The following is an 11,299-nucleotide window of genomic DNA, read 5'->3' as shown; positions in this document are numbered from 1 at the left end:
ATGCCGTCTGTCTGATAAAAAGAGACACAGCAGGTGCAGTAAAAACTAACGCTGTGGCGCGTCAGAAATTAACGCTCTTGAGCGTGGGCAGGCCGCCGCACCGGCCTCAGCCGAGGCGGCGGCAAATTCGCTATTCAGTTGTCATTTTCTTGGCAAATGCGGCTTTGTCAGGATTGGCGGACAATCGCTCTTGCCTCATCTGCCTCTGCCGGTAACTTTGGCCCTTAGAACATACGCGTATTGAGTAGTGCAAGAAGCGGTCAAGAATTGCGCCGCAGCATTCTTTGTCATTGCCCAAATACCTGGGCCAGTCAGTGACTGAGCGGTTGGTTGTGATGATGGTGCTCTTTTTTTCGTAGCGAGAGGAAATGAAGGCATAAAACAGGGCGGCGTAGCTGGGGTGATTTTCCATCAGCGGATAACCAAACTCATCCACGATGATGAGATCGGCGCGGTTGATCAGTCTCAGGTAGTCGTCCACGGCCTTTTGTTGCCGCGCCTGCTCGAGCTCGGCCATCAGGTCATTTGCGCTGATAAATTTCACGCTGTAAGCTTTGTCGACGATGGCTTTTTTCCCAAGGGCTATGGCCAGATGGGTTTTCCCAAGCCCGGGCTGGCCGTAAAAAAGCACGTTCTCGTGCGAGGCGATCCAATCACACTTAGCCAAGGACAAGATCTCCGATTTATCGAGCTGAGAACAAGAGAAATCGAAAGATCCAATGCTGGCCCTCTGACGGGAATTTAGCCATCCCCATATTCATCTCAATTTTGTGGGTTTCCCGGTAGAAACACTCCAAACGGAGAATGTGCAGCACGGCCTGATCCGCGGTATTTCGCTACGCGACTACCGGGGGCTCTCTCCGTATTTGTTAACAGGCTCTCGTTGCCCAAAATCGGGGGGACTAACTACCCACACATATGCCCGGAGAATCCGAAAAATGCTCATTTTTCGCTGTTATAGTGCGCACAACTGTTTCTCATAAAGACGCGTCATGTCGATTTTTTCACTGATGGATGCCCAGCTCGCCTGGGGTGATGCGGCGCTTTTGGATCACGCCGCCATGAGCCTTGAAGCCGGAGAGCGCGTGGGCCTCATCGGCCGCAACGGCACCGGGAAAAGCTCGCTTCTGCAGGTCATTGCCAAAAAAGAAAAGCTGGACGCAGGGGAGCTTCGTATGCAGGACGGCCTGCGCGCGGTGTACGTTGAACAGGAACCAGCGTTGCCTGCTGCCCCCACCTTCCGCGAAAGCCTCATTGCCCGCGGGGGTCTGGACGCGATTGCCGACGACCGGGAAAAGTGGACCGCGTACGCGCGGCTTGATGAGTATCTTGAAAAGCTCTCGCTTCCCGGCGACGCCGATCCCCAAAAGGCCTCCGGGGGCGAAAAAAAGCGCGCGGCTTTAGCACTCGCGTTAAGCCTTAAGCCTGATCTGCTCTTACTTGACGAACCCACAAACCACCTGGACGTCGAAACGATTCTCACGCTTGAATCAATTCTGACGGGTGAATTTAAAAATTCGCGGTCTCTGATGGTGATCACCCACGACCGCGCGTTTTTGGACGACACCGTCACGCGCATCATTGAGTTGGACCGCGGGGTTCTCAGATCCTACCCGGGAAACTTTGCCGCCTACGAGGCCCGCAAGGAAGAAGAGCTTGCCGCGGAAGCTCTGGAACGTGCCCGCTTTGACAAATTCCACGCCCAGGAAGAGGTGTGGATCCGCAAAGGGATTGAAGCCCGCAGGACGCGTAACGAAGGCCGTGTGAAGCGCCTCGAAGAACTGCGGCGCCAGCGTGCCGCACGCCGTGAACGGATCGGGAGCATCAATCTCACGATTGACGCCGGTGAAAAAAGCGGCAAAGTCGTTGCGGAAGTCACAGACCTCACGAAAGCGTTCGGTAACCGCACCATTGTGAAGGGGCTTAACTTCAAGCTGATGAGAGGTGACAAGCTCGGGCTCTTGGGCCACAACGGCGCGGGAAAATCAACGCTTATCAAACTCCTTTTGGGGAAACTTGCGCCTGACAGCGGAACCGTGAAGCTCGGCAGCAACCTGCAGATTGCGTACTTCGATCAGCTGCGCGAACAGCTGGACGACACAAAGACCGTTGCGGAAACGATCAGCCCGGGAAGCGACTGGGTGGAAGTCGCGGGCGAACGCAAGCACATCATGAGTTACCTCGCGGACTTTCTCTTTTCGCCGCAGCGCGCAAACGTCCCTGTGGGTAACCTCTCCGGGGGCGAGCGCAACCGATTGCTGTTGGCTCGCCTTTTTGCGCTTCCTGCAAACCTTCTGGTGCTTGACGAACCCACCAACGACCTTGACATCGATTCGCTCGAACTGCTCGAAGAAACACTCGAAAATTACAAAGGCACGATTATTCTCGTGAGCCACGACCGGCGTTTTCTGGACGACGTCGTCACGCAGGTTTTGGCGCCCGTCAATTGGCCCGCGCCCGACGGCCGCTGGATGGAATTTATCGGGGGTTACGAGGACTGGGTGCAACAGAGGCCCGCGGTGGAAATGCCCGCGAAACCCTCTGAAAAGGTGAAAGCCCCGGCAGAGCGCCCCGTGAAGAACGCACCCCCGCAGCGCATCCGGATGAGCTTTAAGGAAACCAAGGAACTCGAGGAGCTCCCCGCCAAAATTGAGGCGCTAGAAACCGAACAAAGTGACCTGATGACCGCGATGTGCGCAGCAGACTACTTTAAGACGGACGTTGCAAAGCAAAAGGCGGATAAAGAGAGAAGTGACGCGCTGCCCGCGCTCATTGAAGCCGCGTATGCCCGTTGGGAAGAGCTCACCGCCAAGTCGGAAGCCGCGGCGCAGAAGAAAACGGTATGACGGAGCTTCTTGCAAGCCTAAACACCGTCACCCTCTGGGGCGCGGTTGCGGTTGTCATTCAGGCAGGACTCACCTTGGGCGTGGTACTTCGGGTGATTCTGACGCGCCATCCGCCGGCCTCTTCCCTGGCGTGGATTGTGCTTACGCTTGCGCTTCCCTACGTGGGCTTCATTCTCTATCTTCTCATCGGGGAAAAGCCCATCGGACGCTGGCGGGAATTCCGGATGCGCCAGGCGCTTTACCGCTGGGAAGCGGTGCTTTCGCAAAAGCCCGCAGCCTACGTGGGAGAACTCCCCGCGGGGCAGCGCCACAAGGGCCTTGTAAGGCTCGCGCAAAAGTTGGGCGACATTCCGATGAGCCGGGGATCCACGATTGAACTCATTGGTGACACAGACGCCGCCCTAAAGCGCATCATTTCTGACATCGATGCGGCGAAAACAAGCGTTTCGATGGAGTTTTACATCTGGAGCGCCGGGGGTCTTGCGGATGCCGTGGCTGAATCGCTGATTGCGGCCGCCGGGCGCGGTGTGGCGTGTAAGGTGTTGCTCGACGACATCGGCTCGCACAGCTTTTTTAAGTCCGCCTGGCCCAAGCGCCTGCAGGCGGCGGGCGTACATGTGTTGTCAGCTTTGCCTGTGCGCTTTTTTGCGCCGACGCAGGGCCGGCTCGATCTGCGGTTGCACCGCAAGACCATTGTGATCGACAACCGCGTGGGCTACACGGGAAGTCTCAACATGGTCGACCCGGCGTTTTTCAACCAAAACGAGCACGTCGGCGAATGGATTGACGCGATGGCCAGAATCACCGGCGCTGCGGTCGCGGACCTCAACCTCGTCTTCAGTTTTGACTGGGCGCTGCAGCCCGATGACGCCGGACAGCAGTTTTCGTTTCTGCCGGTGCCTGCGGTGCCGCCGGAAGGCGACGCCCGTATTGTGGTCGTGCCTTCCGGGCCCACGGCGCCCGATGACGCCAACATGCGCGTGATCATCGAAGCGATTAACTGCGCACGCCGCAGTGTCCTCATTTCAACGCCCTACTTTGTGCCCAATGAAGCGATGGCCGTGGCGCTGCAAAACGCAGCGTGGCGGGGTGTGGATGTGCGGCTCTTGTTGCCCGCGAAAAACGACTCGCAGTTTGTGCAGTGGGCTTCGCATCGCTACTTTGAGGGCCTGATGGCGGCGGGCGTTAAGATCCTGCGGTTTGATGCGGGGTTGCTGCACACCAAAGCCATTACGGTCGATGACGACTTTGCGCTCTTTGGAACTGTGAACCTCGATAACCGGAGCCTGCATCTCAATTTCGAGATGATGCTTCTGGTGTTTGACCCCAAGTTCGTGGCGGATCTGGTGCGGTTGCTGAGAAGCTATGAAGCGCGGTGCTCGGAAGTCGATCCGGTGACCTGGCACAAGAGGCCTCTGAAAGACAGGTTGCTTGAGGGGATCTGTTATCTTCTGTCGCCGCTCCTCTGACCGGGCGCCGTGTTTCCGCCTTTCTGAAATCGATTGGGTTCATTTGCCATGTCCGCAGAGACTTCTCACAATCCGGCTTATCTTCTCCGTACCCTGGTGCCCGCCGTCAAACGCGCTTCGGGACAATTCAAGGGCGTCCTCATCAATGGGATGCACGGAGCGGGGAAACACACACTGCTTGCCGCACTTTCTGACGCCCGCCCGTGTGTGTCGCTTCTCACCAACCGCGAGCGGCAGCTTGCCCAAGACGATCCGGAAGCTTTTCTCACGACGCCCCGGCTACCGTAAGCCGGTTGATGAGTCTCTGGCCGGACGTCTTGCGTTTTATGATCTATTTCCCGCTGAGTCTCTATAAAATCGTGGGGCAAGGGCTCGGGCAAAAGCCCTGGAAACCCACGGGAACTCTCACGCGCGGAACACTCCCCGCGATGACCGCAGGGGGACGTTTGGGAACGAATCTGGTTCGGATCGATGCCGGGACTTAATCCGCTCGTCCCTTGAACCGGAACTGAGAGATGCCGGCCTCAAAAATCCGGCAGCGTTTACTGTCTTTCTGCGGGTAATGGCGCGTCACACGACGGAGGTATTTGACAGCCAAACAATGCTTGCTGAAACCGGACTTGACTCTGATGAGCTCGGTGACCGGCTTAACCTCGCAGGCGCTCTCGGCATCCTTTACCTGCTTCCCTCTTTTTTCGGCGCCGTCGGCAAAACACTCGAACACCGGCCCAGGTAGCCGTCAGTGCAACAGAAACGCAGGACGCGCGCCTGACGGCGCCTTTCAGCGTTCTTGGCGGCCTCCTGGTGAGGCGCGGCCCGGCGCGGCCCGGGGGCTGTTGTGTGCCTCTGCGGCAAAACACAAAAGCTTTCGGACAATGTAACGGCGCTTCCCGTCTGGGACCTCTGATGATGCTGTTTTAACCGGTGCGCTACCGGCTTTCAGACCGAGCTTTCTTTTTGAGTGCATCGTATTTCGCGGAGCTGCCCCAGCAATCTTTTACCGGATACTTGGCGGCATTCTTTGCCACTTTGGCGTTGACTGCCGCATCAAGGTCAATACCGAGGCGGTCTGCGAGAAGCAGTGCGTAGATAACGACGTCGCTTAACTCCTCTGTCATCGCGGCTTTCTTGGCACGCACCTCAGTGTCCGCACCGGACCACTGAAAGCATTCGAGAAGCTCCGCGGCTTCAAGGCTGATCGAAATCGCGAGGTCCTTGGGATTGTGAAACTGCTTCCAGTTACGGTCATCGCGGAAAGCCAAGATGCGTTTTATCGTTTCGGCACTGATGACGGGCTTTTCGCCTATTGTGGTTTCTGACATTTGCGGGCTCCTGCTTCAAAAACTTGTAGTGCGGGAATCTTAACGGCACGGCCTTCTGAGAAATCAGAGACTGAAAACGTTTCCAGTGCAAAAAGGCACCGGTTCCCGTAAGAATCGGTGCCTCTGATCATCGGGCACGGCAGCGGAGAACCCGCGATCGTTGCGGAAGCCTCCTCTGCCGGCTACTCTGCTCTTTTACTTGATTCCGAGCGCAGACTTCGCCGCAATACGTCCGAATGTCAGCACGTCAGCCGTGGCGTTGCCACCCAAGCGGTTGGAACCATGGATACCGCCTGTGACTTCACCGGCAGCATAGAGCCCCGGGATGGGATTGCCGAGCACATCAACAACCTGCGCCTTGGTATTGATCTCCAGGCCGCCCATCGTGTGGTGAATCGAAGGAGCTCTGGGCGTTGCATAGAACGGGGCTTTCTCAATCTTCTGGTCGAAAAGCTTGCGCCCGAACTTCGTGTCGCTCTTTGCTTCAACCATCTTGTTGTACTCGGCTACGGTCTTTTCCAGGTTTTCCGCCGGCATTCCAAGCTGCTTTGCAAGCCCCGCAAGCGTATCGGACTTGTAGATACGCCCGAGCTTGACCAAGGTTTCCACATTTTCGTTAAAGGAATTGAATTCCTTCACGATCGACGCATCATTGATGTCGTAGCAGACTGCGCCGGGCTGCTTTTTAATAGCGGCTACGAATTCGTCACGACGGGCATCTTCCTTCACAAACCGTTCGCCGTTCTTGTTGACGTCAATCACATCGTCAAGCCCCGACATCTTGCGGGCACGTCCCTGCAGAGCACCGGTACCCGGTGTTGCAAGCGGATAAACCTGCACGTAGTTCATACCCGTGGTATAGGCACCGATCTTGGTGGCCATCACAATGCCGTCACCGGTAGCTCCCGGCTGATTTGTTGAAACCATATCAACGGTAAGCTGCGGAGCCGAGCGATGCCGAAGCACTTTATTCTGACTGTAGCCGCCGGTTGCAAGAATCACACCGTACTTTGCGTTAAAGGCATAGTTGTTGCCGACTTTGTCACTTGCCCGGACACCGACCACACGGCCGTTTTTCACGATCAGGGACTCTGCTTTCATGCCCGTCACGATCTTGGTGCCTTCCTTGACCGCTGCCTTATAAAGCGGCTCTACAAGACCGGTACCCGCAGGAGCATCCACCTGATGCGTTCTCTGCCAGAGAGCACCTGCACCCTGACTCACGCGGTCAAGCACGGGAGTACCGAGCTTTTGCATCCAGTGCAGCGTATCAAGCGTGTTGGCGGCATAGGTCCGGATAAGCGGAATATGGCCCACTTTGTCGCCGCCGTTATAGGTCTGCAGAGCATGCCATTCCGGGCAGTCAAAGAGTGTCTTTGAGCCCGAAGCCAGATAAGCCTCGTACTTTGCCTTCACATCAGCCATGAGCTTACGATGCTCTTCACTTACGGGCTTTTCGCTGATGGCCTTAACAACAGCATCTTTCAGCGTGTCGGTCATCGGCAGGAGCTTTTGCCGTTCGGGATCGGCTGTATTGAAAGCACTGGCGCAGCGCAGCGTGTTTCCCCCGATAACCGGCATCTTTTCAAGCACGATGACGCGGTACTTTCCTGCCTGTCCGGCCGTCACGGCGGCCGACAAACCCGCGCCGCCCGCACCCACAATCACAAGGTCATAACTTTCGGAACGGGTTCCTTTGAACTTCTTGATCTTCTGAGGCACCGGTTTTTGCAGAGCCGCCAGATTCACGCCGCTTTGTGTGAGAGCCGCGCCTACTGCCTGCTTAAAGGCTGCGCTTGTGACGGTTGCTCCGGAGACGGCATCAACATTCAGTGTCTGATACCTGACGATATCGTCTGAGATGGACTTGATGGCCATACCGCCCATGAACGGTGTTTCCTGATTGGCCGGAACCTTGATGGACTTAATCTTGTCTTTTGTTACCGTGACCTCAACATTAAGGTAACCATTGTTGCCGTAAGCCTGACTCTTGTAAGTACCGGGCTTAAATTTCGCTTTCAGAGACTTACCTGTCGCCTTGGCAAGCGCGACTTCCACAGCTTGTTCAATCGCCTTTGATGTCACCGATGCCCCGGTGACAGCCGCCACATCTGCCTTATTGCTTTTGACAATTGCGGCCGGGATCTTTTCCACAGCAACCGATCCGATACCGACCGTCTCGGAATGCTTCAGCACCTTGACGGTCTTCACTGCGCCCTTTTCGATCGTCACCTCTACGGTCATGGGTCCGTTATGTCCGGAAACTGTTTCCTTGTAGACCTGAGCCGTGACTGTTGTTGTCCCTAACGCTGCAACAGCGAGAGTTGCTGCTAAAACAATCGGTCGTATTGCCATGGCGGATTCTCCTCTGAAAGGCCTGTGACAATTCGAATTTATCCTGTATTAACCCAGGCATCAAGGAATTCTCTTGTTTTCCGTCAAAGGGAACCAGCACCCGTGCGTTCCAATACTGAGAGCGTCATTTACCGTCGCTAAATATTTGAAGGCACAGTCCTTCCTGCGTCATAATTAGAAAATTGCACATTTTCTTTGAGAGGACTTCTGCATGCATCAGTTTCAGTGCGACTACATTGCCGGTTGCCACCCCGCCGTTTTAAAAGCGCTGTGCGAGACAAATCTCGAAGAAGTCCCAGGGTACGCAGAAGACAAGTTCTGCAAAGAAGCTTCAGACATGATCCGTGCGGCATGCGGCGGTATCGATGCGGACGTGCATTTTCTTTCAGGCGGCACGCAGACGAACCTCACGCTCATTGCCGCGGCGCTGCGCCCCCACCAGGGAGTGGTATCTGCTTCAAGCGGCCACATCGAAGCGCACGAAACTGGCGCCATCGAATCGACTGGCCACAAGGTGATGACCGTCCCTGAAGTTGACGGCAAGGTGACAGCTGAAGCACTGCGGCGCCTGTGCGCGGATTACTTCGAAAACGAAGAGAAAGTGCTCTTGGTTCAGCCGGGACTGTTGTATATCTCTTTCCCCACCGAAACCGGAACGATTTACAGCCTCGCAGAACTCGAAGAACTCGCAGCGGTCTGCCGCGAGTACGGGCTCTTCTTTTACATTGACGGCGCACGTCTCGCGTACGGCCTGGCAGCCAGTCCTGATGTGACGTTAAAAGACATTGCGCGACTGGCTGACGCGTTTTATCTCGGCGGTACCAAGTGCGGGACGCTTGCGTGTGAAGCCCTCGTAATTAAGAACCCGACTCTCAAGCGCGACTTCCCGGCACTGATGCGCCAGCGCGGAGCGCTGCTTGCGAAGGGCCGTTTGGGCGGAGTGCAGTTTGCCGCCTTGATGAAGGACGGCCTTTATTTTGAGATTGGAAAGCAAGCGGTTGAGGGCGCCATGCGGCTTCGCAAAGCGTTTATTGAGGCCGGGTGCGAGATGGAAGGCAGCTCCCCCACGAATCAGCAGTTTGTGCGAATCACGAAAGCACAGGCTGACGTGCTTTCGAAGAAGTATCGCTACGAGCTTTGCGGCAAAACCGGTGATGGACGTCTTATCGTGCGCTTCTGTACGGCGTGGTCGACAAAGCCGGAAGTGCTTGAAGAACTGATTGCGGATGTCGGAACACTGCGACGAGCGTAACGTTCCGACTTCAGCAATCGGATAGGAGGCGGGGCTAGGCCCCGCCGTCCTTCCACACCACCGCCCGTACCGATCTGGTAGGCACTGCTCACGCAGTGTTTTACGGCGGTTTTCATAGTTTTACCTTCCCATACCGTTAACTCGGTATAGATACCCGTTTCACGGGAGAAGGGCGGTATTTACCCGTCAGAATCGCACTCCTAAGCTCGCCCGGATGCGCAAAGATATACGCTCGAATTTCTTCAGTCGTCATCCCGTCGACACCGGGAGCACCTCTGTTGCTCTCGACGCGTTTGAGCGCTGTGAGCAGGTTTTCAGTGCTCAGTATCGCTTCAAGTGTGATCCCCGTGAAAGCAGGCGGGGTATGTGCGGTGTTTTCCATGTCCATCACGGCCGTTGCGCCCTCCTGAGTTCCTCTTCCCATTCCGTGGGTACCAAAACTCAGACAGGTTTCTTATGTTTTCTGCGCCATGCGACTTTGTGTCTACGGCACCGTACTCCTATAAATTTGGTCCTTCGTCAGGTACTGCCCTGCTTACTATGACCGTTGCTGACTACTCACGGCAAGCTTTACTCCGACAATGCTGTTGCATTGAAGTCCGTGAGTCCTCCTCGGGTAAGAACGCGTTCTTTCCCACCATGCACCTGCTGCATCTACACCTCGGATTCCGTGTAGCTTCGGGCTTCATCTTGTTTTGCAGACTTACCCATCTTCGAATGCCTTATGCCGTTTCTGTACGTCAGGTCAGTGGTTTGCCTCCAGCTTCCTTCAGATCCCGCCTCGCGGCGGACACCCTTGCTCTTGGCTATGTGCTTGGTGCTACCCCCTGCACTCGGGACTTTCACCCGTTAGAACGCGCTCATGCCGAGCGCACAAAGACCAAAACGGCCGGAACTTTTTAAAGATCCGGCCGTTTGGCAGGGGAAACACAAAGCTAATTACTTAGCGGCAAGCTGAGCCTTCAAAAGGCCCTTCTTTTCGCGTTCCTTGAGGATGTAGCCCATAAAGGCAAGCATCGTCATGGCTCCCAGACGGCAGGTGATACCGCTCGGGTCATACTGAGGAGCCACTTCCACAAGGTCAAAGCCCACAACGTTACCCTTCTTGGCGATACCTTCGAGAACATCGGTTTCGAAGAGATAGTTCAGGCCGCCGGGCGAGGGAGAACCGACACCGGGGGCGTAGCACATGTCGTAGCCGTCGATATCGATCGTCACATAGTAGTTCTTCGCCTGAGGAATCATGTCGATCACGGCTTCAGCGCCCAAAGCAAGGGCCTTGCGGGCCGGGATTACGACGGAGCCGAAGGCTGCGGCATCCGCAAAGTCTTCGCGTGTGTTACTGCCGAGACCGCGCATACCGATCTGACACATCTTCTTAAAGTGCGGCATCTCGGAAATCAGGCGCATCGGGCTGCCGTTGGTGTAACGGCGCTTGCCGAAGTCAAGGTGCGCGTCAAACTGAACGATACAGAGATCGTCAAAACGGTCCAGTGCGCGGGCAATCGGATACGTGATCGAATGATCGCCACCCATCATCACGGGCACTGCGCCCTTATCAAGGATCTTGCCGACGGTTGCCGTAATGCGGTCAAAAGTCTCGCGGTATTCCATCGGATGCACGTCAACGTCACCGCCGTCAACGATGGAAACCGGAGCTTCCAGATACTGCGTCTGGCGTTCCGGATCCCAGAAACCGGCCGGACCGCGGCCGTAGTGGCAGGAAACCTCGCGGATACGGCGGGGGCCGAATTTGCAGCCTGAAAGATACGGAGCACCTGCATCAAAGGGAATACCCATGACGCAAAGGTCGGCGTCAAGCTGCGAAAGATCGTTACAGATCGGATACTTCGCGAAACTGGCGATGCCGGTAATCGGAAGGTTGTAAACCTGGGGATCCATAATTATTTTCCTTCATAATGTTTGTCGGAAACTACACTGTCTTCTGACAAGTCCCATCGTAGAAACGCCGCCCGAATCGGTAAATCAGAATTAGCACTTTATGTCTGATGTATAAGCGACACTTATATTGATCAGGGTTCAAAAAATGCCGGT

General features: G+C 55.8%; 10 protein-coding genes. 5 read left to right on the top strand and 5 right to left on the bottom strand.

Going from position 1 to position 11,299, the window contains the following annotated elements; genetic code table 11:
• Positions 1 to 130: 130 nt before the first annotated feature.
• On the bottom strand, positions 131 to 721 hold the full coding sequence (locus tag BQ7486_RS07670; protein WP_268874099.1) for an ATP-binding protein: 591 nt from the start codon (positions 719 to 721) through the stop codon (positions 131 to 133).
• Between the two features lie 271 nt (positions 722 to 992).
• Between BQ7486_RS07670 and BQ7486_RS07665 the strand changes: the two genes are divergently transcribed.
• The 4 genes from BQ7486_RS07665 to BQ7486_RS12390 all read left to right on the top strand — a co-directional run bounded on the left by BQ7486_RS07665 (position 993) and on the right by BQ7486_RS12390 (position 5,051).
• A complete protein-coding gene (locus tag BQ7486_RS07665) occupies positions 993 to 2,846 on the top strand; it encodes an ATP-binding cassette domain-containing protein (protein WP_022373765.1) in 1,854 nt (617 codons plus the stop codon).
• Positions 2,843 to 4,315, top strand: a complete 1,473-nt coding sequence (cls, locus tag BQ7486_RS07660; protein WP_074009609.1) for a cardiolipin synthase — start codon at positions 2,843 to 2,845, stop codon at positions 4,313 to 4,315. Before BQ7486_RS07665 ends, cls begins: the two co-directional genes overlap by 4 nt.
• A gap of 48 nt (positions 4,316 to 4,363) precedes the next feature.
• On the top strand, positions 4,364 to 4,603 hold the full coding sequence (locus BQ7486_RS07655; RefSeq protein WP_022373767.1) for a hypothetical protein: 240 nt from the start codon (positions 4,364 to 4,366) through the stop codon (positions 4,601 to 4,603).
• A 313-nt stretch (positions 4,604 to 4,916) separates the two neighbouring features.
• A complete protein-coding gene (locus tag BQ7486_RS12390; protein ID WP_268874087.1) occupies positions 4,917 to 5,051 on the top strand; it encodes a hypothetical protein in 135 nt (44 codons plus the stop codon).
• Positions 5,052 to 5,244: 193 nt separating this feature from the next.
• Here BQ7486_RS12390 and BQ7486_RS07645 read toward each other — a convergent pair whose 3' ends face one another.
• On the bottom strand, positions 5,245 to 5,637 hold the full coding sequence (locus tag BQ7486_RS07645; RefSeq protein ID WP_204207010.1) for a nucleotide pyrophosphohydrolase: 393 nt from the start codon (positions 5,635 to 5,637) through the stop codon (positions 5,245 to 5,247).
• Positions 5,638 to 5,832: 195 nt separating this feature from the next.
• Positions 5,833 to 7,992 (bottom strand): flavocytochrome c, encoded by a 2,160-nt coding sequence (locus BQ7486_RS07640; RefSeq protein WP_074009607.1) that lies wholly within the window; start codon positions 7,990 to 7,992, stop codon positions 5,833 to 5,835.
• Positions 7,993 to 8,203: 211 nt separating this feature from the next.
• Here BQ7486_RS07640 and BQ7486_RS07635 point away from each other — a divergent pair, with 211 nt between their 5' ends.
• Positions 8,204 to 9,244 carry a threonine aldolase family protein gene (locus BQ7486_RS07635; protein ID WP_074009606.1) on the top strand — a complete coding sequence of 347 codons (1,041 nt, stop codon included), beginning with the start codon at positions 8,204 to 8,206 and terminating at the stop codon, positions 9,242 to 9,244.
• Positions 9,245 to 9,380: 136 nt separating this feature from the next.
• Here the strand turns inward: BQ7486_RS07635 and BQ7486_RS07630 are convergent, their stop codons facing one another.
• Positions 9,381 to 9,668 carry a hypothetical protein gene (locus BQ7486_RS07630; RefSeq protein WP_204207009.1) on the bottom strand — a complete coding sequence of 96 codons (288 nt, stop codon included), beginning with the start codon at positions 9,666 to 9,668 and terminating at the stop codon, positions 9,381 to 9,383.
• 515 nt (positions 9,669 to 10,183) lie between these two features.
• Positions 10,184 to 11,146: an agmatinase gene (locus BQ7486_RS07625; protein WP_022372811.1), complete on the bottom strand. Its 963-nt coding sequence runs from the start codon at positions 11,144 to 11,146 to the stop codon at positions 10,184 to 10,186.
• Between the last annotated feature and the right edge of the window lie 153 nt (positions 11,147 to 11,299).

Source organism: Duodenibacillus massiliensis (assembly GCF_900128485.1).
In the GTDB taxonomy this organism is placed as follows: Bacteria; Pseudomonadota; Gammaproteobacteria; order Burkholderiales; family Burkholderiaceae_F; genus Duodenibacillus; species Duodenibacillus massiliensis.
The sequence above is the reverse complement of the archived record's forward strand: the minus strand, read 5'-3'. Positions and strand labels throughout refer to the sequence as shown.

What these genes read in the sequence shown, in the direction of transcription:
- BQ7486_RS07665 (WP_022373765.1), top strand. Translation starts at nt 993, where the DNA reads ATGTCGATTTTTTCACTGATGGATGCCCAGCTCGCCTGGGGTGATGCG.
- cls (WP_074009609.1), top strand. Translation starts at nt 2,843, where the DNA reads ATGACGGAGCTTCTTGCAAGCCTAAACACCGTCACCCTCTGGGGCGCG.
- BQ7486_RS07655 (WP_022373767.1), top strand. Translation starts at nt 4,364, where the DNA reads ATGTCCGCAGAGACTTCTCACAATCCGGCTTATCTTCTCCGTACCCTG.
- BQ7486_RS12390 (WP_268874087.1), top strand. Translation starts at nt 4,917, where the DNA reads ATGCTTGCTGAAACCGGACTTGACTCTGATGAGCTCGGTGACCGGCTT.
- BQ7486_RS07645 (WP_204207010.1), bottom strand. Translation starts at nt 5,637, where the DNA reads ATGTCAGAAACCACAATAGGCGAAAAGCCCGTCATCAGTGCCGAAACG.
- BQ7486_RS07640 (WP_074009607.1), bottom strand. Translation starts at nt 7,992, where the DNA reads ATGGCAATACGACCGATTGTTTTAGCAGCAACTCTCGCTGTTGCAGCG.
- BQ7486_RS07635 (WP_074009606.1), top strand. Translation starts at nt 8,204, where the DNA reads ATGCATCAGTTTCAGTGCGACTACATTGCCGGTTGCCACCCCGCCGTT.
- BQ7486_RS07630 (WP_204207009.1), bottom strand. Translation starts at nt 9,668, where the DNA reads ATGGGAAGAGGAACTCAGGAGGGCGCAACGGCCGTGATGGACATGGAA.
- BQ7486_RS07625 (WP_022372811.1), bottom strand. Translation starts at nt 11,146, where the DNA reads ATGGATCCCCAGGTTTACAACCTTCCGATTACCGGCATCGCCAGTTTC.